This window comes from Paraburkholderia sediminicola, assembly GCF_046026675.1.
GTDB lineage: Bacteria > Pseudomonadota > Gammaproteobacteria > Burkholderiales > Burkholderiaceae > Paraburkholderia > Paraburkholderia sediminicola_F.
On record NZ_JAQQEY010000001.1, the window covers coordinates 2,633,221 to 2,656,558 of the forward strand.

Genomic DNA, 23,338 nt, shown 5'->3' on the forward strand with positions numbered 1-23,338 from the left:
CTGTTTGAAAAGGGAAAATAAAAGGTGGCTCGTGAAGGCCGCGCCAGCCGTTCGCCGATACAGCGAAACGGCCCGCGAACCCCCGCGACACGGGCGCCAACTGCACGCGATGAAGCATGCGCCGGCTAATGAGGGGCAATCATACCATCGCGCGCGAGCGGTTCTTAGCGTCCTTACGGTCCGCACCGAGGTCGGCATCGCGGTCTGCGTCGTGGTCGACATCAAGACCCGCATCCCGATTGGCCGGATCGGGCGGCAAGGCGCGGGTCCGGTGCACCCAACTGGACAATGCCGACGCCAGCACGATGCACGCGCCGCCGGCCCATTCGCGCGGGCCCGGCGACTCGCCCGCGAACAGCCACGCGGACAAGGCCGTCACCACGATCTCGAACAGCATGATGATCGAGGCCCGATTGGCCGGCACGCGCGCGAGTCCATACTGCACGAGCATATTGTTCGAAGCCAGCAGAAAGCCGAGGCCGAGCACTAGTAACGCGGCCGTGCCGAGATGCGCGCCAGTGGGCGGTGCCGGCATCGCCTCGAACAGCGATGCGCAGGCGCTGAAAATCGCCGCGCCGCCGAAGATCGTCGCGGTGCGCATTTCGGGCTTCATCTCAGGCAGCACGCGGCTCGTCTTGAGGATCAGCACGTTGCTCATCGCGAAACCCATGCCGCCCGCGAGCCCCGCCCATTCGGCGAGGTTACCGGGCACCGGGAGGCCCAGTTGCGGCGACCACAGCATGGTCATCGCACCGGCCAGCGACAGCGCAGCAAGGCCTGCGCCCGACCAGGTCAGCCGTTCGTGCAAGATGAAGTGCGCAAAGAGCGCGGTCCAGGCGGGGGTGAGATAAAACAGCAGCAGGACGCGCATCACCTCGCCGTGGATCGAGCCCCACACGAAACCGAGATTGGTCACGCCGGCTGCCAGCGCGAGCGCCGGCAGCAGCCAGTGCCAGCGCACCGTCTTGAGCGCACGATAACGGACCAGCAGAACGAACAGGCAACCGGCGGCGCTCGTGAGCGCGCTTGCCGCCGTGCCGGTCACGCCGAGCGCATTCAGCATGCGCAGCGGGTACCAGATCATCCCCCATACCGAGGCGCCCAGCATGATCGCGAGCGTCGGCCAGCCATTGCGAAGCCAGTTGGTCATGATGTAAGGCTCCCGCGGCGGTTGCTGCTCCTGCGGGCGATGTTGCTGACTTTGCCGACGGCGGCGTTCTTGCGCCCTCTTTGTTCGAATCGTCCGAATCGTCCTGATGTCTCCGTTGCTGCTAAATACATTGCTGCTCCTGCTTCTTTTTTGCGCGAACCGTCTGCGGTTCGCGTCGTTCCCGCTGCGTCGCATTGCCTGCGCCGCCTGGCGGGTTGCGCCGCGTCTTACACGCGAGGCGCCGCCATGAATTTCCCGTGCGCGCCGCCACGCTATAATCATTCGCTCGCCGCCGCTGCCGCCCTTTTCGCGTGTTTCATGCGTTTTACGGTCAGCATGCGTGCCAGCATTCCTCTGCGCCCATCTTCGATCAGGCTCGATCCGCCCAGTGAACCCGCTACTCGACTCCCTTCAGCCCTATCCGTTCGAAAAGCTGCGTGCGCTTTTCAAGGACGTCACGCCGCCGGCCGGCCTCGCGCACATCAGCTTCGGCATCGGCGAACCGAAACATCCCACGCCCGTGCTGATTCGCGACGCGGTGATCGCTTCGCTCGGCGGCTTGGCGGCGTATCCGGCCACCATCGGTTCGCCGGCACTGCGCGAATCGATCGCGAAATGGGCGACCCAGCGCTACAACCTGCCGCCGGTCGATCCGGCCACCCAGGTGCTGCCGGTGGCGGGCTCGCGCGAGGCGCTTTTTGCGCTCGCACAAACGGTCATCGACCCCAAGCGTAATGCTGACGGCGAGCCTGCGATCGTACTCTGTCCGAACCCGTTCTACCAAATCTATGAAGGCGCGGCGATTCTGGCCGGCGCGCAGCCGTACTTCGTAAATAGCGACCCAGCGCGCAACTTCGCCTGCGACTATTCGGCGGTGCCGGCCGACATCTGGGCGCGCACGCAGCTGCTGTACGTGTGCTCGCCGGGCAATCCCACCGGCGCGGTGCTCACGCTCGACGACTGGCGCGAACTGTTCGCCCTGTCGGACCGTTACGGTTTCGTGATCGCCTCGGACGAGTGCTACTCGGAAATCTACTTCGACGAAGCCAATCCGCCACTCGGCGGCCTGGAAGCGGCCCACAAGCTTGGCCGCGGCTTCGAGCGCCTCGTGATGCTCTCCAGCCTCTCCAAGCGCTCGAACGTGCCAGGCATGCGCTCGGGCTTCGTGGCGGGCGACGCGGCAATTCTGAAAGACTTCCTGCTATACCGGACATACCACGGCACGGCCTTGTCGACGGTGTTCCAGAGTGCCAGCATCGCGGCCTGGAATGACGAAACGCACGTGCGCGAGAACCGCGCGAAGTACGTGCAGAAGTTTTCCACCGTGACGCCGATGCTCGCCGAGGTGCTCGACGTACGCCTGCCGGACGCCGCGTTCTACCTGTGGGCGGACGTCTCGCGCACGGGCCTGTCGGACACCGGGTTCGCCCAGCGCCTCTACGCCGACTATAATGTGACGGTTCTGCCGGGCTCATTCCTCGCGCGCACTGCGCACGGCGTGAACCCCGGCCGCAATTTCGTGCGCATGGCGCTCGTCGCCGATGTCGACGAATGCACGCAGGGCGCACAACGAATCGTCGATTTTTGCCGCGCGCTCGCGGGTTGAAGTTTTCGCGAATTTTCATATTCGGCAACCCCGCGCACCGCACTCCCTTCTTCAGACTTCAACTCTTCAGAAAAGCACGCATATGTCGCAACAACTTCAGCAGATCATTGATACCGCCTGGGAAAACCGCGCCGACCTGTCGCCGAAGGCCGCGCCGGCCGAGGTGCGCGAAGCCGTCGCCCACGCCATCGAGCAACTGGACAAGGGCGCGCTGCGCGTGGCCGAGAAGAAGGACGGCGACTGGGTCGTCAATCAATGGCTGAAGAAAGCCGTGCTGCTGTCGTTCCGCCTGGAAGACAACGTGGTGCAGCCGGCTGGCGGCTACTCGCAGTTCTACGACAAGGTGCCGTCGAAGTTCGCCAACTACACCGCTGAAGACTTCGCAGCCGGCGGCTTCCGCGTGGTGCCGCCCGCCATCGCGCGCCGCGGCTCGTTCATCGCGAAGAACGTCGTGCTGATGCCGTCGTACACCAACATCGGCGCCTATGTGGACGAAGGCACGATGGTCGACACGTGGGCGACCGTCGGCTCGTGCGCGCAGATCGGCAAGAACGTCCACCTTTCGGGTGGCGTGGGCATCGGCGGCGTGCTGGAACCGCTGCAGGCGAACCCGGTCATCATCGAAGACAACTGCTTCATCGGCGCGCGTTCGGAAGTGGTGGAAGGCGTAATTGTCGAAGAAAACTCGGTGATCTCGATGGGCGTGTACCTCGGCCAAAGCACCAAGATTTACGACCGCGAAACCGGTGAAGTCACGTACGGCCGCATTCCGGCGGGCTCGGTGGTGGTGGCGGGCAACCTGCCGTCGAAGGACGGCTCGCACAGCCTGTACTGCGCCGTGATCGTCAAGAAGGTCGACGCCAAGACGCGTGCGAAGGTCGGCCTGAACGAGCTGCTGCGAGGCGACTGATGGCACGCGGCACCAAGACCGTCGTCTACGGCATCCCGAACTGCGACACCGTGAAGAAAGCCCGTGTGTGGCTGGAAGAGCACGGCGTCGAGTTCGAGTTCCACGACTTCAAGAAGCACGGCGTAACCGAGCCGCTGGTTCAGGACTGGCTGAAAGACGTGAAGCTCGACGCATTGCTGAACCGTCGCGGCACGACCTGGCGCGGCCTGTCGGACGACATGAAGGCGGCGGCGGACACGCAGTCGGGCGCGATCGCGTTGATGATTCACAAGCCGTCGGTAATCAAGCGGCCGGTGCTGGTGGTCAACGGAAAGGTCAAGTCGCTCGGTTTTTCCGCGGACGAGTACACGGCGCTGTTTGCCTGACGCTGTTTGCTGATGCGCATTCCCACTCGCGTGACTCGGCGCGCGGGGCTGGACACCAGGCTCAGCGCCACGATCGAACGCAACGGGTAGTAAAACGCGGCCTCGCCGCGTTGCTTAAAAGCTGTTGCCGGCTGCGGTGTCCAACCGCCAGCCGGCATTTTTTCATTTCAAAGTGGCTTGTACTGAATCCATGTCCGGCACCCTTGCCCTTACCGAACAACTGATCGCGCGCGCGTCTGTCACGCCCGACGACCAGCATTGCCAGCGCCTCCTGATCGAACGCCTGTCCGCGCTCGGCTTCGAGCACGAGACGATCGAATCGAACGGCGTGACCAACCTGTGGGCCGTCAAACGCGGCGTCGACGGCACGCGCGGCAAGTTGCTCGCGTTCGCCGGCCACACGGACGTCGTGCCGACCGGCCCGCTCGAACAATGGCACTCGGCGCCGTTCGAGCCGACCCATCGTGACGGCAAGCTCTACGGCCGCGGCGCGGCGGACATGAAGTCGTCGATCGCCGGCTTCGTGGTGGCAAGCGAGGAATTCGTCGCGGCGCACCCGGCGCATCGCGGCTCGATCGCATTCCTGATTACAAGCGACGAAGAAGGCCCCGCCACCGACGGCACCGTCAAGGTCGTCGAGGCGTTGAAGGCGCGCGGCGAGCGCATGGACTACTGCATCGTCGGCGAACCGACCTCGAGCGCGCAGTTCGGCGACATGGTGAAGAATGGCCGGCGCGGTTCCATGTCGGGCAAGCTGATCGTCAAGGGTGTGCAAGGCCATATCGCCTATCCGCATCTGGCGAAAAATCCGGTGCATCTGCTCGCGCCCGTGCTGGCCGAGCTGGTCGCCGAACGCTGGGACGACGGCAACGAGTACTTCCCGCCCACCACCTGGCAGGTGTCGAACATCCATAGCGGCACCGGCGCGACCAACGTGATTCCCGGCCATGCGGACGTGATGTTCAACTTCCGCTTCTCGACGGCGAGCACGGTGGAAGGCTTGCAGGCTCGCGTCCATGCGATCCTCGACAAACACAATCTCGAGTACGACCTGCAATGGACTGTGAGCGGCCTGCCGTTTCTCACACCGCGCGGCGATCTGTCGAACGCACTGGCTAAAGCGATCAAGGACGAAACCGGCGTCACGACCGAACTGTCGACCACCGGCGGCACCTCGGATGGCCGCTTCATCGCCCGCATCTGCGAGCAGGTGATCGAATTCGGCCCGCTGAACGCCAGCATCCACAAGATCGACGAACATATCGAAGTCGCACACATCGAGCCGCTGAAGAACGTATATCGCCGCGTGCTCGAACAACTGATCGCCTGACCAAGGAATTTCTGCGATGACGCTCCCGTTTTCCACTGTCCGCGACCTGCTGCGTTTCGCGGTGTCGCGCTTCAACCAGGCCGAGTTGTCGTTCGGCCACGGCTCGGCCAACGCCTACGACGAAGCCGCTTATCTGATATTGCACACGCTGCATCTGCCGCTCGATCTGCTGGAGCCGTTCCTCGACGCGCGTCTCTCCGCGGCCGAGGTAGACGCCGTGCTGAACGTGATCGAGCGCCGCGCGGGCCAACGCGTGCCGGCGGCGTACATCACGCAGGAAGCGTGGATGCACGGCTTTCGCTTCCACGTGGACGAACGCGTGATCGTGCCGCGCTCGTTCATCGGCGAGTTGCTGCAGGACGGTCTGCAGCCTTACGTCGAAGATCCTGAGCAGGTTGGCGCCGTGCTCGAACTGTGCACCGGCTCCGGCTGCCTTGCGATCCTCGCGGCGCATGCCTTCCCGAACGCGGATATCGACGCCGTCGATCTCTCCGCTCCCGCTCTCGAAGTCGCCACGCGCAATGTCGCGGACTACCATCTCGACGACCGCATCGCGCTCTTCGAAGGCGACCTGTACGCGCCGCTCGCCGAGCGCCGCTACGACGTGATCATCAGCAATCCGCCGTATGTGAACGCCACTTCCATGCAGGAACTGCCCGCCGAGTACAAGCACGAGCCGGACATGGCTTTGGCAGGCGGCACGGACGGCATGGACATCGTGCGCCGGATCATCGCCGAAGCGCGCAACTGGCTGACCGACGACGGCGTGCTGGTGGTCGAGATCGGCAACGAGCGCGCGAACGTCGAAGCGGCCTTCGGCGGCCTCGATCTGGTCTGGCTGTCGACGAGTGCCGGCGACGACAACGTGTTCCTGATTCAGGCCGCGGATCTGCCGGTGTAACGCTGGATCACTGGATCGCCGGACCGCTTTATTACACGACACGCGCGGCAGACGTTGATTGCCTGCCGCGCGTGTCGAAGCGCCTGGCCGCACACGCCAGCACCGCCCGCCTCTCCCCGGCCGCCCCCCTGCATTCGCGGAATCCCCGAAGAAGCTGGACCGTCACGCCACCCCAACGCACGCACGTTCGGTAAGATGGGCGCGGTCAGCTGCACGCTGCGTCGTCAGGCAGCAGCGGCGGCGCCTTGCCAACCCTTCGCCCGCCTATGGAATTCGACCTGCTTCACATCGGCACGCTGGTCGCCCTCGCCCATATTCTCGGCGTGGTGGCGGCGTGCCACGCGATTCTGTACACCCGCACATCGCAAGGCGCGATCGCGTGGGCCGTGTCGCTAGTCGCCATGCCGTATCTGACGCTGGTGCCGTACCTGTTCCTCGGTCGCAGCAAATTCCAGGGTTACGCCGACGCGCGCCGCATCGAAAACGAGTTGCTGCGCACCCGCGCCCATCCTCAGGTATGGGATACGCAGGCCTCCTCGGCAGGGCTGCCTACCCAGGAACTTGGCGCGAGGCTCGTCCATTCGCTCACGCGCCTGGGTGGCATGCCGTTCCTGCCGGGCAATTCCGTGCGCACGCTGGTCAACGGCGCCGCCACTTTCGAGGCGATCTTCGAAGCGATCGAAGGCGCTCACAATTACGTGATCGTGCAGTTCTTTATCGTGCGTGACGACGCGCTCGGCGAGATGCTTAAAGACGCATTGATCGCGAAAGCGCAGCAAGGCGTGCGCGTCTATTTCCTGTACGACAGCATCGGCAGTTTCGATCTGCCCCATCGCTACGTAGCGGCGCTGCGCGCGGCCGGCGTGGAGACGCACCCGTTCGCCACCAATCGCCGCTTCGTGAACCGCTTGCAGCTGAACTTCCGCAATCACCGCAAGATTGTCTCGGTGGACGGTGAGCGCGCGTTTGTCGGCGGACATAACGTGGGTGTCGAATATCTCGGCAGCAAGCCGCCCCTGTCGCCCTGGCGCGATACGCATATCGAAGTGCGCGGCCCGGCTGTCGCCAGCATTCAATTCGTGTTCACCGAGGACTGGCACTGGGCGACCCAGCAGTTGCCCGAGTTCACCATGCCGGCTTTCCAGCCCGCCGACGAGGGCATGCACTGCCTCGTAGTGCCGAGCGGTCCGGCCGACAAGCAGGAGACCTGCTCGCTCTTCTTCGTCGAAGCGATCAATGCGGCACGCGAGCGGATCTGGATCACCACGCCTTATCTTATCCCCGACGAAGCCGTATTCGCTGCGTTGCGACTGGCCGTGCTACGCGGCGTGGACGTGCGCATTCTGATTCCGTGCCGACGCGATCACCGCGTGGTGTTCGCGGCCTCGAAACTGTATGCGTACGACTCGCTGCGCGCGGGCATCCGCATCTTCCGCTACCAGCCAGGCTTCCTGCATCAGAAGGTCGTGCTGATCGACGGCGCGGCGGCGGCCATCGGCAGCGCCAATCTCGACAACCGCTCGTTCCGCTTGAACTTCGAAATCATGGTGCTGACCGTGGACCGCGGCTTCGCCAAAGATGTCGAAGCGATGCTGCTCAAGGACTTCGCGGAGTCGCTCGAAATCGACCGCACCGAGTACCGCAACGCGAGCGCGCTGCGGCGCGTGTTGATGCACGTGGCGCGGTTGTTCTCGCCGATCCTGTAGCGCCCCTGCTGCTGCGCCACCGGGCCGCACCGGCATCGACATCAGCTCGGGTTTGAGCGCTGGCTCGTGCCCGGCCTCCAACTCCAGCTCACAGTTCCTGTCGAACCTTCGGCCGCGCCGCGCATTACAACTGCTTTTCGATGTCTTCGACAATCGCCTCGGGCTTGGTCAGCGGCGCATAGCGCTTCACCACGTTGCCGTCGCGGCCGATCAGGAACTTGGTGAAGTTCCATTTGATCGCTTCGAGCCCCAGCAAGCCCGGCGCCTCGCCCGTCAGATAGCGGAACAGCGGATGCGCATTGGCGCCGTTCACATCGATCTTGTCGAACATCGGAAAGGTCACGCCGTAATTCTTTTCGCAGAAACTGCCAATCTGCGTGGCGTCACCTGGTTCCTGCTTGCCGAACTGGTTGCACGGAAAACCGAGCACCGCGAGGCCGCGCGCGGCGTACGTGTCATAAACCTTTTGCAGACCCGCGTACTGCGGCGTGAACCCGCATTCGCTCGCCGTATTGACGATCAGCAAGACCTTGCCCTGATAGCGCTCGAGGCTCACTTCCTCGCCGCCAAGCGTACGTGCGGAAAACGAATAAATCGATGTCATGTGCTCTCCCCGTAAAGCCGTCAGTCTATGCCAAAAGCCGCGCGGGTACAGTCGGCCGAATGGCCGATCCTGGCTCTCCGCCCGGTGTCAGCCCCGGCAGTCTAAAATAGCGTTTTTCTTCAGTCGGCCTCTTCGTGATCCGCTTTAACCAGTTCAGCCTCGCGCGCGGCACCAAGCCGCTCTTTGAAAACACCACGTTCACCCTCAATCCCGGCGAGAAGGCCGGCCTGGTGGGGGCGAACGGCGCGGGCAAGTCGACGTTGTTTGCCGTTCTGCTCGGCGAACTGCACGCCGACGGCGGCGATTTCTCCATTCCGCCGAACTGGCAGATCGCCCACGTCGCGCAGGAAACGCCCGCCGCCGATCAAACCGCCCTCGCTTATACGCTCGACGGCGACGCTGCCTTGCGCGCGATCGAAAGGTGCATCGCCGAAGCCTCGGCCGCACATGACGGCGCCGCGGAAGGCGAAGCGCACGCCGCGTTTGCAGACGCCGACGGCTACACCGCGCCGGCCCGCGCCGAGGCGTTGTTACTCGGCCTCGGCTTCACGCTCGAACAAACGCGCGAGCCGGTCAGCAGCTTTTCGGGCGGCTGGCGCATGCGGCTGAATCTGGCGCAGGCGCTGATGTGCCGCTCCGACCTGCTGCTGCTCGACGAACCGACCAATCACCTGGATCTCGACGCGATCGTCTGGCTCGAAGACTGGCTACACCGTTATCCGGGCACCCTGATCGTGATCTCGCACGACCGCGAATTTCTCGATTCGGTCTGCAACGTCACGCTGCATCTGGAGCATCAGCAGATCAGGCGTTATGGCGGCAACTACTCGCAGTTCGAAATCCTGCGCGCGCAACAGATCGCCTTGCAGCAAAGCGCGTATGAAAAGCAACAGCGCACGGTCGAACATCTGCAGAGCTACATCAACCGTTTCAAAGCGCAGGCCACCAAGGCACGCCAGGCGCAAAGCCGCGTGAAGGCGCTCGAAAAGATGGAGATGATCGCGCCGGCGCATGCGTCCTCGCCGTTCACGTTCGAATTCCGCACGCCCGATTCCGCACCAAATCCGATGATGGTGATGGAAGACGTGCGCTGCGGCTATCGCGGTGAAGATGGCGAAATTCCAATCGTCGACCATGTGATGCTGTCGATCCAGAACGGTCAGCGCATCGGCCTGCTTGGCGCGAACGGCCAGGGCAAATCGACGCTGATCAAGACGCTCGCCGGCACGCTCGAGGCACTCGGCGGCCATGTGCGCGAAGGCCGGGGCCTGCGCATCGGCTACTTCGCGCAGCACCAGCTTGAAACGCTGCGTCCGGACGACACGCCGCTGCAGCATCTGGCGCGTCTCGCACCGGATACGCGCGAACAGGAATTGCGCGACTTCCTCGGCAGTTTCAACTTTTCCGGCGAGATGGCGACCGCGAAGATCGCACCCTTCTCGGGCGGCGAAAAAGCCCGTTTGGCGCTCGCGCTGATCATCTGGCAAAAGCCAAATCTGCTGCTGCTCGACGAGCCGACCAACCACCTGGATCTCGAAACGCGTCACGCGCTGACCATGGCGCTCGCGCAATTCGAGGGCACGCTGATTCTGGTGTCGCACGACCGGCATCTGCTGCGCGCCACCACCGACGTGTTCATGCTGGTGGCCAAACACCGTCTGCAGGAGTTCGACGGCGATCTCGACGACTACCGTGACTGGCTGCTCCAACATGCCGCGGAACAACGGGCGGCGCTCAAGGCGGGCACGGCATCGAACGGCGCGGATAGCGCGAATGGCACGGACAGCGGCGTCAATCGCAAGGAACAACGGCGTCTCGAAGCGGAAACGCGCCAGAAACTCGCGCACCTGAAAAAGCCGCTGCAAAGCCGTATCACCAAGATCGAAAAGGAAATGGACGTGCTCAACGCGGAGAAGGCGAAGCTCGATGCGTTCGTCGTCGATCCGGCCAGTTACGAGCCCGAGCAGAAGAGCAAACTGACGGAGGCGATCCGCCGTCAGGCAGATGTGAACGCGCGCCTCGAAACGCTCGAAGCCGAATGGCTCGAGACTCACGAGGAACTCGAACAAATCGGCTAGCGGCAGGCTGTTCGCGGTCCGCGCCGGCATCGATCGGAGGTAGCCCTTGTCACCCGTGAGCTCATCTGCGCCCTCATCTGATTCTTCAACTGAGTCGTCATCGGTTGCTTCAGCCGCGCCAGCGGTTGCGTCGTCGTCCGCGGCAGCACCTGCTCCGCTGCAGGGGCTGCGCGTGCTGGACCTGACGCGCCTGCTGCCGGGTCCGGTGGCCGCCTTGCGGCTTGCAGAACTCGGCGCCGACGTGCTGAAGATCGAAGCGCCAGGCGCGGGCGACCCCACCCGCACGATGATGCAGTCGTCCGGCGACCGCGTGGCGGGCCGCCCTGGCGCGTTCTACCGGCTGGTAAATCGCGGCAAGCGCGAGACGCGCCTCGACCTCAAATCGGATGCGGGACGCAATGTATTGCGCGCGCTGGCGGCCGAAGCGGATGTGCTGATCGAAAGTTTCCGTCCCGGCGTGATGGAGCGCCTTGGCGTCGGCTACGAAACCCTGCACGCGCTCAATCCGAGGCTGGTGTACTGCGCGATCAGCGGTTACGGCGCCAGCGGTCCGTTTGTCGACCATGCCGGTCACGATCTGAACTACATCGGCTACGCGGGCGTCCTCGATCAGTTGGCGGGCCGCGACGGCGCGCCGATCCTGCCGAATTTCCAGATTGCCGACCTGCTCGGTGGCGCGTTAAGCGCGGTGACGCAGATTCTCGCAGCGCTGTGGCATGTGTCGCGTGGCGGTGAAGGCCGCTTCGTCGACGTATCGATGACGCACGCTACCTATGCGCACAACGTCGTCGCGCAAGTGGCGCTCGCCAATGAGGGCGCCGCGCCCGCGGCTGGCGCCAGTCTGCTGAACGGCGGCGTGCCCTGCTACAACCTGTATCGGACGCTCGACAATCGCTGGCTCGCGGTCGGCGCGCTCGAACTGAAGTTCTGGGAAACGCTGTGCATGGCGCTGGATCGGCCCGAATGGGCGACGCGGCACTGGAGCCTCGGCCAGGCGATCGGCGGCCCGGACGCCGCTGCGCTGACGCAGGAACTGGCCGACCTGATCGTCAAGCGGCCGCTGGAAGAATGGGTGTTGCTGCTGGAATCGCTGGACTGCTGCGTCTCGCCGGTACTGACGCCGGCGGAAGCCGCTCAGCACCCGCTGTTCAACCGCGCGGCGTACGCGGCGATGACCGAAGGCCAGACCGAAAACGATGCATGCGACGATGGTCGCCAGAACGGTTAAGCGCTACTAAGGTTAAACGACGACCAAGCTAAGACTTCCCCAGACAGTCCGGGTGTGGGATCTGCGGCCAGCAGCGATTAACTTTCCATCCAGGCAGCCGGGCCACACGCCACACTCCAGCCGTGCAAAATCTCAGCGCCGCACCGCCGTCTGCCGTGGCAAAACCTGGCGCGGCGTTTTTTCGTCGTCATAGAGGAAATGCTTGCGGCCTTCCACGTGACGGTTGATCGTCGCGCGCACTTCGGCGGCGGTAACATCTTCGGCCACTACCCGGCGCGAAATCTGCCCCGTCGTGTCGATCCACTCGACAATCCGGCAAGCCCCGCCCCAAGGCTGGCGAATCGGCTCGGAGACGCGGCAGCCGCGCACCTGCATGGGCCGCTCGGCCGCGGTTTCATATGACTGTTTCAAGGCGCGATCCTTTTTCGGGCATCAGAAGGGATGCAATACCCTGCCAGCTTAGGAAAAAGGAATGTCGGGTAGGTTACAGCCAATATGGAGATATTTACTGGCCATTACGGACTGACGGGCGCCCGCAGGCGCCGGAACCCCGTCTATTCAAGCGTGCGGACCCGATCGATGGCCTGCTCGATCCGTTCCACCGCAACAACTTGTAAGCCTTCAATCGGCTGTTTCGGTGCATTGGCCTTCGGAATGACCGCGACCGAAAAGCCCAGTTTGGCTGCTTCCTTAAGACGATCCTGACCGCGCGGCGACGGCCGGATTTCGCCGGCGAGGCCCACTTCCCCGAATACGACCAGCCCCTTGGGCAGCGGCTTGTTGCGCATCGAAGAATGGATCGCGAGCAGCACGGCCAGGTCGGCCGCGGGCTCGGTGATCTTCACGCCGCCCACCGCGTTCAGGAACACGTCCTGGTCGAAACAGGCGATGCCGGCGTGCCGGTGCAGCACCGCCAGCAGCATCGCGAGGCGGTTCTGCTCCAGCCCTACTGCAAGGCGCCGTGGATTCGGGGCGTTGGCGGAGTCCACCAGCGCCTGCACTTCGACCAGCAGCGGCCGCGTGCCTTCCTGCGTCACCAGCACGCACGACCCCGGAACCGATTGCTCGTGCTGCGACAAAAACAACGCCGACGGATTGGCAACACCGCGCAAACCGCGCTCGGTCATCGCGAACACGCCGAGTTCGTTGACCGCGCCGAAGCGATTCTTGATCGCGCGCACCAACCGGTACGACGAATGTGTGTCGCCCTCGAAGTAAAGCACCGTATCGACGATGTGCTCGAGCACCCGCGGCCCGGCGAGCGCGCCTTCCTTGGTCACGTGACCGACCATGATGATCGTGGTGCCCGACTGTTTGGCGATGCGCGTCAATTGCGCCGCGCACTCGCGCACCTGCGCGACCGAACCAGGCGCTGAGGTCAGCGCGTCGGAATAAACGGTTTGAATCGAGTCGATCACCGCAACGTCCGGCCGCTGTTCGGCGATAGTCGCCTGAATTTTCTCGAGCTGGATTTCCGCGAGCAGTTGCAATTCGCTCGCCTTCGAGCCAGGCTCCAGCAACGAAAGTCGTTGCGCACGCAACGCAATCTGCGCGGCCGATTCTTCGCCGCTGATATAGAGCGCGCGCTTGTCCGCGGCGATTTCCGCGAGCGACTGCAGCAGCAGCGTCGATTTGCCGATGCCCGGATCGCCGCCGATCAGCACCACGCCGCCCGGCACCAGACCGCCGCCCAGTACACGGTCGAACTCGCTGACGCCGGTCGAAAACCGCGGCACGTCGGACGCGTCGATATCGGCGAGACGCCGCACTGGTGCACTCTTGGCGAGCGACTGGAAGCGATGCGCGGACGGCGCCTCCGCGATTGATTCCACCAGCGTGTTCCACGCATTGCATGACGGGCACTGCCCGGCCCACTTCGGCGATTGGCCGCCACATTCACTGCAGATGTACAACGTCTTCTGTTTAGCCACGCGCCCTTGCCTGTGTTGCTGTTCTTTGGATTGATGCGCTCGCTGCGGTCCTCGCTGAGCAGCTCCAGCTCACCGGGGACCTCACTGCGACCGTCTTTAGGATTGTCTTTGCACCGTCATTGAGACCGCCAGCACCGCGGCCCACGAGCCCGCACGTCAGTGCCGCGCCTTACTCCGCGCGCACCGGCACGCGCGGCGCCACCGCGCACATCAGCTCGTAGCCAATCGTGCCGCACGCCTGCGCGACGTCGTCGATCGGCAGCGACGCGCCCCACAACTCGACACGCGAGCCGACGTTGGCGGTCGGGATTGGCGTCAGGTCGACGGTCAGCATGTCCATCGACACCCGTCCGACGATCCGTGTACGCACGCCGTCGACGATCACTGGCGTGCCTTCCGGCGCGACCCGCGGATAACCGTCCGCGTAACCGCAGGCCACCACACCGATGCGCATCGCCCCGCGCGCCTTGAACGCCGAACCATAGCCGACCGTATGGCCTTCGGTGAGCGTCTGCACGGCGATCAGTTCGGAGGCAAGCGTCATGGCCGGTTGCAAGCCGGTGCTTTGGATCGCGGCCGTCACGCCCGAGGGCGACGCGCCGTACAGGATGATGCCGGGGCGGACCCAATCGAAGTGGGCTTCGGGATGCCACAGCGTCGCCGCCGAATTCGAGAGGCTGCGCGCGCCGGCAATACCTTGCGCGCCGCGCTCAAACGCTTCCATCTGATGGGCGACGCCGCGTTCGCCGTCGGCATCCGAGAAATGGGTCATCAACGTGATCTGGCCGACGCCCTGGCAGGCCCGCGCGCGCTCCCACGCGGAACGGAATTTTTCCACCGTGTAACCGAGGCGGTTCATGCCCGTGTTCATCTTCAGCTGGATATTGACAGGCTTGGACAGGCGCGCCATTTCGAGCATGCGCAGCTGCTCGTCCGAGTGCAGCGCCGTGGTCAGGCTGTAGCGGTCGATCACGTCGATATCGGTCGGACGAAAGAAGCCTTCGAGCAACAGAATCGGGCCGGCCCAGCCCAATTCACGCAACTTCACCGCCTCCTCGAGGTCCAGAAGACCAAAGCCGTCGGTTGCGCGCAAGCCGGGAAACGCACGCGCGAGGCCGTGCCCATAGGCGTTCGCCTTGACGACGGCCCAGATCTTGGATTTTGGTGCGTAGCGCCGGGCGACGGCGAGATTATTGGCGAGTGCGGCAGTGTGAATCGTGGCTGAGAGGGGGCGCGGCATGGGTAATTTTCGTAAAGACGCTTGCGAATCAGGAGCTTACAGGGCGTTTTCAGTGCTCGGCAGCCCGCTGGGCGGTGCGATCAAGGATTCTGCTAGTCCGAATCCAGCTATTTTCATGATATAAAGCCGTGCGCACAACCCATTTCGAACGGTATAAGCCTGGACGCTTTGCACACGGCCGGGGCGGACAGACCGCAGCGAGGACAGCATCGCATCAGATGAAAAAAGGTTTTTACACCATCATGGCCGCGCAGTTTTTTTCGTCGCTGGCCGACAATGCGCTTCTGATCGCTGCTATCGCACTGCTGAAAGATCTTCACGCCCCGAACTGGATGACGCCGCTGCTCAAGTTGTTCTTTGTGCTGTCGTACGTCGTTCTGGCCGCCTTCGTGGGTGCCTTCGCCGACTCCCGGCCGAAGGGACACGTGATGTTCGTCACCAATACCATCAAGGTGGTCGGCTGCATCACGATGCTGGTCGGCGCGCACCCGTTGATCGCCTATGGCATCGTGGGTTTCGGCGCGGCGGCCTACTCGCCCGCCAAATACGGCATTCTTACCGAACTGCTGCCGCCTGACCGGCTGGTCGCGGCGAACGGCTGGATCGAAGGCACCACGGTCGGCTCGATCATTCTCGGCACCGTGCTCGGCGGCGCGCTCATCAGCCCGCACATTGCCGCGCCGATCCTCAGGCACCACATCCCCACCGTCAACACGCCCGCTGAAGCGGCGATGCTGGTGATCATGGCCATCTACGTGATCGCGGCGCTCTTCAATCTGCGCATTCCTGACACCGGCGCGCGCTATCCGAAACAGGAACGCGGCCCGATCAAGCTGGTCACCGATTTCGCCGACTGCTTTCTCGTGTTGTGGCGCGACAAGCTCGGTCAGATCTCACTCGCCGTCACCACGCTTTTTTGGGGCGCCGGCGCGACGCTGCAATTCATCGTGCTGAAGTGGGCCGAGGTGTCGCTGAATATGTCGCTTTCGGAAGCCGCCATTCTGCAAGCCGTGGTTGCGGTCGGCGTGGCAGTCGGCGCGATTTACGCAGCCTCGCGCGTGCCGTTGAAGAAGTCGCTGACGGTACTTCCGGTCGGCATCATGATGGGCATCGCCGTCATGCTGATGGCCTTCTACACACGCGATCTGTTCCCCACTCGTTGGGGTCTGTATTTCGGCCGTGTGCATGTGCCGGGCTATTTGATCGTCGCGTATATCTTCCTGATGATCGTCGGCGGCCTGTCGGGCTTTTTCGTCGTACCGATGAATGCGCTGCTCCAGCATCGCGGCCACGTGCTGCTGTCGGCGGGACACTCGATCGCCGTGCAGAACTTCAACGAAAATCTCTCGGTGCTCGTGATGCTGTGCCTGTACGCCGTGCTGGTGTGGCTCGACGTGCCCGTCACGGCGGTGATCGTGCTATTCGGCACCTTCGTCTGCGTGATGATGTGGTTCGTGATGCGCCGCCACCAGGCGAATCAGCGCGCGTTCGACTCGGTCGCGCTGATCGGCGAAGTCAAGCACTGACCCGCGGCGGGCACCGCGTTTAGTGCCCGCGCCTTCCCCCCTTCCTCGCTTTGCCATGACTCAACCCATTCCCAATGTGCTGACGATCGCCGGTTCCGATTCCGGCGGCGGCGCCGGCATTCAGGCCGATCTGAAGGCCTTCTCGGCGCTCGGCGCTTACGGCGCGAGCGTGATCACCGCGCTCACCGCGCAGAACACGCGCGGCGTCACGGCGATTCATGCGCCGGAGCCCGCCTTCATTACCGCGCAACTCGATGCGGTGTTCGACGACATCCGTATCGATGCCGTGAAAATCGGCATGCTGGCGAATGCGGGAATCGCGCGTGCGGTCGCCGACGCGCTGCGGCGGCACAAGCCGAAGCATGTCGTGCTCGACACGGTGATGATTTCGAAGAGCAATCACGCGCTGTTGCTGCCGGATGCGGTCGCAGCGGTGCGCGACGAGTTGCTGCCGCTGGCCGATCTGCTGACGCCGAATCTGCCGGAAGCCGCGGCCTTGTTGGGCGTGCAAGCTGCCACTGACGAAGCCGGCATGGTCGAACAAGGCGAAGCGTTGCGTGCGCTTGGCGCGCGCGCGGTGCTGATGAAGGGCGGCCATTTGAGCGCGGCGGACAGTCCCGACTGGCTCGTACAGGAAAGCGGCACCCTGCGTTTGGGCGGCCCGCGTGTGCCGGTAAAGAATACGCACGGGACGGGCTGCACACTGTCGTCGGCGATTGCGGCACTGATTCCGCAGCGCGCCGATCTGGCGAGCGCGGTCGCCGACGCCAAGCTGTATCTGACCGGCGCGTTGCAGGCGAGCGATCGGCTGGACGTCGGTAGCGGCGTCGGGCCAGTGCATCATTTTTATCGCTGGTGGTGAGGGGCGAAAGAGCTTTGGCATTGCGGCGGGACTAGCCGCTGCGTTGCACGGCGCTACGCCGCTATTGCTTCCGTGTGCCCTATTGTTCCCGCGAGTTCCCGCGATTCCTACGGCTGCCGCGCGTACGCCTGCGCAAGCTCAGGCCATTCGTTGGGCACGATGAAGCCGCGCGAGCGTTCGATGCGGTTGCCTGCGCTGTCGTCGACGAACGCCGCGACCATGGTCGGTCCATGCAGATGTGAAGTTTGCGCAGCGAGCGTTCGGGCATCGACAAAAGCGAGTTCCACCCCTTCCGCCTCGCCCGGCGTACCCATAGCACCCGGCTCGTACCTTCTCGGCGCAAGCCATTCCAACCGTGGCAGCAAGCGCCACATTTGCGCGTGCGCCGCGGCAAAGTCCGTCCATTCGCTGCGCGTGACCCACCAGCCACGTCCATGCGACGGATCGAGCTCGGCAGGATCAGCCGGCGTCTCGCCAGCACGATAGAACAACCAGCCTTTGATAAACATCTGCGGCGTCCACGGCCCTGCCTGGCCAACGGAGGCGAACTCTTCCCGCGCGCTCAACGGCAGTTGATGATTCAGTACATGCGCGAGCTTCAGATCGAAACGGTCTTTCAGATTCGGGCCGACGTAATCGGCCAGGCGCGCCGCCGACTGCCCGGTTAACTGCGCGCGGCTTTCGCCCGCATGCAGATAGCACTTCACCGCCAGCTCCCAATGCAGCCGCGCGCCCTGCCGCGTCTGCACGAGAAAATCGCATTCACCGAGCGTGACACCGGAGCGCCGCAACGGCACGCCGGCCGCGACCAGCCGCGCCGCCGGTCCGTGTTGCAGGAACCATCCGAGCAGCCATTCGGCGTAGCGACCGAGACGCGTGATACGCGTCTCGGCGAGATCGCGGTGCAGGTCGGCCGGATCGGCATCCAGCGCGCGTAACCAGTCGACGGTTGCGTCAGCTTCCTGCTGCGTGTCGAAAGGACTCGCAAGCGCGCCTACCGGTGGTTGCGCGCGCAACAAATCGGCGCCGAGCAGCAGCCATGCAAGATCGCGCACGGCCGGTTCTCGCAATGTATCGAGCAGCTTCCCGAGGATCGCCGCAGATGTGCCGGGCGCGGCGGCGAAGCGCGCCGCCGGCTCGCTCGCGTCCGTCACTTTGCCGCGTTGGACGGCAGGCCGCCCGCCGCGAGCCATGTGTCGCGCGCGAGGCACAGGTCCGCCCAGGCCTTCGCCTTGTCGGGCAGGCTGCGTAGCAAGTACGCCGGATGATAGGTGACGATGACCGGCACGCCTTCGTATTCGTGCACGCGGCCACGTAGCGACGAAATACTCGCTTCGGTCCTGAGCAGACTTTGCGCGGCGAAGCGGCCGAGCGCGACGATCACTTTCGGCTTGACGAGCGCGACCTGTCGTTGCAAATAAGGCTCGCAACGCGCGACTTCGTCCGGCTCAGGATTGCGGTTACCCGGCGGGCGGCACTTGATTACGTTGGCGATATAGACGTTGCTGTCGCGCGCGAGCGTCAGCGAACGCAGCATATTGTCGAGCAGCTTGCCGGCCTGGCCGACGAACGGCTCGCCCAGGCGATCTTCGTTCTCACCCGGCGCTTCGCCGATCAGCATCCAGTCGCCATTGCGATCGCCGACCCCGAATACCGTATTCGTGCGTTTCTCGCAGAGACGGCAGCGTTCGCAGGCGGCGACCTGCTGGCTCAACGCGTCCCAGTCGAGCGTCTGGATCGATGAGGGCTCGGGCGCCTCGCGGCGCGCTTCAGCGGGAGCGGGAGCAGACTGATTGTCGAACCATGCGAAATTGTCGTCGGGTGGAGCGTCGAACGCCGGCGGCTCAGGTGTACGAGCCTGTTGCGACGGCTGCCGCGCTTCGGCCGGCGCCTGCATGCGCCTCTGCTGTTCCTGCGCCGGCGGAGCAAGGCGCTCGCCCTGCTCTGCAGCGGCTTCGACTGCGCTTTCCTGCGCCGCCGACATCCCGCGACGCACCCACAGCGGCGTGAGCCCGAACTCTTCCAGTACCGATTCATGCAGCGCCATCTGCGCCCTCCGTGGCAAACGAGAAACGCATCACGATGGCGTCCTCCCGGCTGCGATGCCGCGCCGGATAATAGTTTTTGCGCCGGCCGATCGACGCAAAGCCGAAACGCTCGTAAAGCCGGATAGCCCGGTGATTCGACGGCCGGACTTCCAGCAGCAGGCCGTCGAGTTTTTCGGCGCGCGTAATGCGCACCGCTTCACGCAGCAGCGCGAGCCCGGCGCCGACACCTTGCGCAGCGGGCGTCACGCACAAATTGAGCAGATGCATTTCATCGACGACCGGCATCAGCACGCAATAACCGATCAGCGAGCCGGTTACGTGACGCATGCAGATGCCGAAATAGCCGTTACGCAGCGAGTCGCCGAAATTGCCGCGGCTCCAGGGGAATTCGTAGGCGATCTTTTCGATGGCCGCGACCTCGTCCAGATCGGCTTCGGTCATCGGCGACATATAACGGTCCGCCAGCAACACCCCGCTCATTGCCGGCCCTCACCTTGATCCGCTTCATATGCCATCCTGGCAGCTTGCTCGGCCTTGGCGGCTTTTTCGGCGACGCGCTCCGCCGTGGTCTGAGCGACCTTGTCGCGAATGTATTCCGGCGCGGCCTGATCCGCGGGCACGGTGCGGCCGGCGCGAAACGCGCGCAACGCCGCGTGCGCGAGCGGCACAGCATGGGGCAGCGCTTCGCTGTCGACGGTTCGCGCAGCCGCGACAGCGGGCAGCCGCGCACCGAAGGCCGCAGCAGCATTGCCTGCCAGAGTGAAGGGGACATCGGGCAACACGAGACGCTCCGGCGCGTCGAGCGAAGCCGCCTGTAGCGTGCGCCATTCGCCGACAGCCGCATCCCAGGCGTAATCGGCCCAATAGATTTCGTCCATCCGGGCGTCGAGCGCGGCAAGCACGCGGGTAGCCGACGGATCGCGCATTCGTGCGCTTTCAGCGCAGGCGAGCAGCGTGCTGACCGGCACGACCGGCAGGTTCAGGCCGAACGCGAGGCCTTGAGCAACGCCCGTCGCGGTGCGAAGACCCGTGAATGAGCCGGGGCCGGAGCCGAAGGCAATGGCGTGGCAGTCCGCCAGTTTCAGACCGGCTTCATCGAAAAGTTCGCGAATTGCGGGCAAGAGGCGCGTGCTGGAAACTGCGCCAGTTTGCTCGTGGCGCATCCAGATCCGGGGTTCGGCGTTGCCTTGGTCCGCTGTCTGGCTCGCCGCGCCGCCGACGGCGGACAGGAGCGCTACCGAGCAGAATTCGGTCGAGGTATCGAGAGCAAGAAGCACAGTTTGAGTCATGGACCGTATTGTAATCGGCACGGCGCGTGCAGATGCGGTTTTGGGTGTGCCCGCCGGACGGCCATGAATGTTTGGAATAAGCCCTCGGCCCCGCCGCCGCATGCAGTTGTTATGATCATCGGCCCAGCCAGAACCAACCCCGCCAGCGGGCAAAAAACCATCATGACAGACATCAACGCGCAATTCGTCCAGGCCCAGGAAGACGCCAAGCAACTGCCCGAACGTCCGGGCAACCTTACCCTTCTGCGCCTTTATGCCCTCTACAAGCAGGGCATCGATGGCGACGTCCACGGCGACAAACCCGGTTTCACCGATATCGTCGGCAAATACAAGTACGATGCGTGGGCCGCGCTCAAAGGCACCGCGCCAGACGCGGCAAAGCAGCAATACGTCGAGCTGATCGAAGCCCTCAAGAGCGGCACCGCCGCCTGAATCTGACCCCACGGCGACATCCGTCGTCGGACAGCCAGACGGAAGTTTTCCGCCAGGAAACTTCCTAACAGTGGCGCAGTGCAACAAAACCCTATACAATGCTGCCTGCGCTTCACTGCTTTGCCCGGCTTTGCTCTAGCGGCCTTTGCGGCGCAGCGCCTCGTAGCGTTTAGCTCCAATCCAGTTTAGAACCTGTCCCCTCCTGCCTAGCCCCCTACGGGCGATCATGTCCCAGGCTGGCGGCACGCCGTGTTGGCATGTCGCATCCGATACAGCTTCTAACGAAAAGCTCGCCTTTATTGTCGCGAGCTGCCCCCGTTTTTCGATTTGCTCGCTGCTTCTTTGCTCGCTGAATCCGACGACTTGGGTATGCCGATTGGCGCCGACGTTTTAATTCCGTGTGTACCAAGGATTTACCAAGGATTCTCATGACTTCGAGCAATACCCCCAGCAGCCCGTTGAACGCCATCGCCGATCAAGCCCTCGGTTTCGCCGACGCTCCCGCACAAGCTGCAGTTGTTGCTGCCGCTCCGGAAGCTGTCGCCGCAGAAGCCGCAGCGCCGACCGGCCCGTCGTTCGCGTCGCTCGGTCTCTCCGCGGATGTCGTCTCCGCCCTGACCGCCGCTGGCTATCAAAACCCGACTCCGGTTCAGCAACGCGCGATCCCCGCTGGCATCGCCGGCCGCGATCTGATGGTCTCGAGCCCGACCGGTTCGGGCAAGACCGCCGCGTTCATGCTGCCCGCCATCGAACGTTTTTCGCAACTGCAAAAAGCACAAGCCGGCCAGCCGCGTGAAGCGCGTCCGGCTGACGGTGCCCGCACGCGCCGTCCGCAACCGGTGGCCCGTCCGACCATGCTGGTTCTGACGCCGACCCGCGAACTCGCGATGCAGGTCACCACCGCCGCTGCCACGTATGGCAAGCACCTCAAGCGTCTGCGCACCGTCAGCATTCTGGGCGGCGTGGCTTACGGTCAACAACTGATGCTGCTGGCAAAGAACCCGGAAATCCTGGTTGCTACGCCGGGCCGTTTGATCGACCACCTGGAACGCGGCCGTATTGATCTGTCGCAACTGCAGATCCTCGTGCTCGACGAAGCCGACCGCATGCTGGACATGGGCTTCATCGAAGACATCGAAACGATCGTTGCCGCTACGCCGGCTTCGCGTCAAACCATGCTGTTCTCGGCTACGCTCGACGGCAAGATCGGCTCGCTGACCGGCCGCCTGCTGAAGGATCCGGAACGGATCGAGATCGTTCAACGCCTCGAACAACGCACCAACATCGCGCAAACCGTCCACTATGTTGACGACCGCGATCACAAGGATCGTCTGCTCGACCATCTGCTGCGTGACGAGGGCCTCGACCAGGCCATCGTCTTCACGGCAACCAAGATGGATGCAGACCAACTGGCTGGCCGTCTGGCCGACGCCGGTTTCGAATCGGCTGCTTTGCACGGCGATCTGCCGCAAGGCGCACGTAACCGCACGATCAAGGCTCTGCGCGAGCGCCGTGTGCGCGTGCTGGTGGCAACGGACGTCGCCGCCCGCGGTATCGACATCCCGGGCATCACGCACGTGTTCAACTACGACCTGCCGAAGTTCGCTGAAGACTACGTGCACCGTATCGGCCGTACCGGCCGTGCTGGCCGCTCGGGTATCGCAGTGAGCCTCGTGCACCACGCGGAACAAGGCGCGCTGAAGCGCATCGAGCGTTTCGTGCGCACCCCGCTGCCGGTCAACGTCGTCGCAGGCTTCGAGCCGCGCAAGTCGGCTCCGTCGGGCAACGGCGGCCGTCCTGGCTTTGGCGGCCGTGGCCGTCCGGGCGGTGGCAATAGCGGTGCCGGCCGTCGCTTCGGTAGCGGCAGCGGTGCTGGCAAGCCGGCCGGTAACGGCGGCGGCGCTCGCAGCGGTAGCGGCAATGGTGGCGGCTGGGCCGGAAAGTCGGCTGGCGGCGGCTCGCGTGAAGGCGGCGGCGGCTTTGGCGGCGGTTCGCGTGACGGTGGCTACGGCGCACGCCGCAGCGACGGTCCGCGTACGGCGCGTCGCGGCAGCTAAGCAGCGACTCAACAGTCATCAGGCAAGCGCCTATTTACGTGGCTCGTTCAGTGCGTGAGGCGGCCTGAAAAAGAC

21 protein-coding genes are annotated in these 23,338 nt (G+C 64.1%); 12 read left to right on the top strand and 9 right to left on the bottom strand.

What is annotated here, in order from left to right; genetic code table 11:
• Positions 1–139: 139 nt before the first annotated feature.
• Positions 140–1,150, bottom strand: a complete 1,011-nt coding sequence (locus PQQ86_RS11410) for a DMT family transporter (protein WP_408266660.1) — start codon at positions 1,148–1,150, stop codon at positions 140–142.
• Between the two features lie 388 nt (positions 1,151–1,538).
• On the opposite strand from PQQ86_RS11410, the gene dapC reads away from it, so the two are divergent.
• The 6 genes from dapC to cls all read left to right on the top strand — a co-directional run bounded on the left by dapC (position 1,539) and on the right by cls (position 7,968).
• Positions 1,539–2,756 carry a succinyldiaminopimelate transaminase gene (gene dapC / locus PQQ86_RS11415; protein WP_408266662.1) on the top strand — a complete coding sequence of 406 codons (1,218 nt, stop codon included), beginning with the start codon at positions 1,539–1,541 and terminating at the stop codon, positions 2,754–2,756.
• An 82-nt stretch (positions 2,757–2,838) separates the two neighbouring features.
• Positions 2,839–3,666, top strand: coding sequence for a 2,3,4,5-tetrahydropyridine-2,6-dicarboxylate N-succinyltransferase (gene dapD / locus PQQ86_RS11420; protein ID WP_054041009.1), 828 nt, complete (start codon positions 2,839–2,841; stop codon positions 3,664–3,666).
• Complete coding sequence (locus tag PQQ86_RS11425) at positions 3,666–4,031, top strand: ArsC family reductase (RefSeq protein ID WP_097389617.1); 366 nt, start codon at positions 3,666–3,668, stop codon at positions 4,029–4,031. The genes dapD and PQQ86_RS11425 overlap by 1 nt, the downstream gene beginning before the upstream one ends.
• 190 nt (positions 4,032–4,221) lie before the next feature.
• Entirely contained in the window at positions 4,222–5,361 is a 1,140-nt protein-coding gene (gene dapE, locus PQQ86_RS11430; RefSeq protein ID WP_408266665.1) for a succinyl-diaminopimelate desuccinylase, read from the top strand.
• Positions 5,362–5,377: 16 nt separating this feature from the next.
• Positions 5,378–6,262, top strand: a complete 885-nt coding sequence (gene prmB / locus PQQ86_RS11435; protein ID WP_408266667.1) for a 50S ribosomal protein L3 N(5)-glutamine methyltransferase — start codon at positions 5,378–5,380, stop codon at positions 6,260–6,262.
• A 266-nt stretch (positions 6,263–6,528) separates the two neighbouring features.
• Positions 6,529–7,968, top strand: coding sequence for a cardiolipin synthase (gene cls, locus PQQ86_RS11440; RefSeq protein WP_408270228.1), 1,440 nt, complete (start codon positions 6,529–6,531; stop codon positions 7,966–7,968).
• Between the two features lie 124 nt (positions 7,969–8,092).
• On the opposite strand, the gene PQQ86_RS11445 is transcribed toward cls, so the two are convergent.
• A complete protein-coding gene (locus PQQ86_RS11445; protein ID WP_054041016.1) occupies positions 8,093–8,572 on the bottom strand; it encodes a glutathione peroxidase in 480 nt (159 codons plus the stop codon).
• A 134-nt stretch (positions 8,573–8,706) separates the two neighbouring features.
• Here PQQ86_RS11445 and PQQ86_RS11450 point away from each other — a divergent pair, with 134 nt between their 5' ends.
• The gene (locus tag PQQ86_RS11450; RefSeq protein ID WP_408266669.1) at positions 8,707–10,650 is read left to right on the top strand and encodes an ATP-binding cassette domain-containing protein; all 1,944 of its coding nucleotides are present in this window, start codon (positions 8,707–8,709) and stop codon (positions 10,648–10,650) included.
• Positions 10,651–10,807: 157 nt separating this feature from the next.
• Complete coding sequence (locus tag PQQ86_RS11455; protein ID WP_408270231.1) at positions 10,808–11,878, top strand: CaiB/BaiF CoA transferase family protein; 1,071 nt, start codon at positions 10,808–10,810, stop codon at positions 11,876–11,878.
• A 132-nt stretch (positions 11,879–12,010) separates the two neighbouring features.
• Here PQQ86_RS11455 and PQQ86_RS11460 read toward each other — a convergent pair whose 3' ends face one another.
• The 3 genes from PQQ86_RS11460 to alr all read right to left on the bottom strand — a co-directional run bounded on the left by PQQ86_RS11460 (position 12,011) and on the right by alr (position 15,049).
• Positions 12,011–12,289 (bottom strand): DUF2866 domain-containing protein, encoded by a 279-nt coding sequence (locus PQQ86_RS11460; RefSeq protein ID WP_097389622.1) that lies wholly within the window; start codon positions 12,287–12,289, stop codon positions 12,011–12,013.
• A gap of 143 nt (positions 12,290–12,432) precedes the next feature.
• The gene (radA, locus tag PQQ86_RS11465; RefSeq protein ID WP_408266672.1) at positions 12,433–13,809 is read right to left on the bottom strand and encodes a DNA repair protein RadA; all 1,377 of its coding nucleotides are present in this window, start codon (positions 13,807–13,809) and stop codon (positions 12,433–12,435) included.
• 169 nt (positions 13,810–13,978) lie between these two features.
• Positions 13,979–15,049, bottom strand: coding sequence for an alanine racemase (gene alr / locus PQQ86_RS11470; protein WP_408266674.1), 1,071 nt, complete (start codon positions 15,047–15,049; stop codon positions 13,979–13,981).
• Between the two features lie 218 nt (positions 15,050–15,267).
• Between alr and lplT the strand changes: the two genes are divergently transcribed.
• Complete coding sequence (gene lplT, locus PQQ86_RS11475) at positions 15,268–16,575, top strand: lysophospholipid transporter LplT (protein WP_408266676.1); 1,308 nt, start codon at positions 15,268–15,270, stop codon at positions 16,573–16,575.
• Between the two features lie 55 nt (positions 16,576–16,630).
• Positions 16,631–17,437 (top strand): bifunctional hydroxymethylpyrimidine kinase/phosphomethylpyrimidine kinase, encoded by an 807-nt coding sequence (gene thiD, locus PQQ86_RS11480; RefSeq protein ID WP_408266677.1) that lies wholly within the window; start codon positions 16,631–16,633, stop codon positions 17,435–17,437.
• A 107-nt stretch (positions 17,438–17,544) separates the two neighbouring features.
• Here the strand turns inward: thiD and PQQ86_RS11485 are convergent, their stop codons facing one another.
• From PQQ86_RS11485 to tsaB, 4 genes are read right to left on the bottom strand one after another with little or no spacing between them, the layout of a single operon-like run.
• Positions 17,545–18,591 (bottom strand): DUF1853 family protein, encoded by a 1,047-nt coding sequence (locus PQQ86_RS11485; RefSeq protein WP_408266679.1) that lies wholly within the window; start codon positions 18,589–18,591, stop codon positions 17,545–17,547.
• The gene (locus PQQ86_RS11490; protein WP_408266681.1) at positions 18,588–19,484 is read right to left on the bottom strand and encodes a uracil-DNA glycosylase; all 897 of its coding nucleotides are present in this window, start codon (positions 19,482–19,484) and stop codon (positions 18,588–18,590) included. The genes PQQ86_RS11485 and PQQ86_RS11490 overlap by 4 nt, the downstream gene beginning before the upstream one ends.
• Positions 19,471–19,965: a ribosomal protein S18-alanine N-acetyltransferase gene (gene rimI, locus PQQ86_RS11495; protein WP_408266683.1), complete on the bottom strand. Its 495-nt coding sequence runs from the start codon at positions 19,963–19,965 to the stop codon at positions 19,471–19,473. The genes PQQ86_RS11490 and rimI overlap by 14 nt, the downstream gene beginning before the upstream one ends.
• Positions 19,962–20,774: a tRNA (adenosine(37)-N6)-threonylcarbamoyltransferase complex dimerization subunit type 1 TsaB gene (tsaB, locus tag PQQ86_RS11500; RefSeq protein ID WP_408266685.1), complete on the bottom strand. Its 813-nt coding sequence runs from the start codon at positions 20,772–20,774 to the stop codon at positions 19,962–19,964. Before tsaB ends, rimI begins: the two co-directional genes overlap by 4 nt.
• A gap of 162 nt (positions 20,775–20,936) precedes the next feature.
• Here tsaB and PQQ86_RS11505 point away from each other — a divergent pair, with 162 nt between their 5' ends.
• Together PQQ86_RS11505 and PQQ86_RS11510 are read left to right on the top strand one after the other, a co-directional pair.
• Positions 20,937–21,206, top strand: a complete 270-nt coding sequence (locus PQQ86_RS11505) for an acyl-CoA-binding protein (protein WP_408270233.1) — start codon at positions 20,937–20,939, stop codon at positions 21,204–21,206.
• Between the two features lie 428 nt (positions 21,207–21,634).
• Complete coding sequence (locus PQQ86_RS11510) at positions 21,635–23,263, top strand: DEAD/DEAH box helicase (protein ID WP_408266687.1); 1,629 nt, start codon at positions 21,635–21,637, stop codon at positions 23,261–23,263.
• The last annotated feature ends 75 nt before the right edge of the window (positions 23,264–23,338 follow it).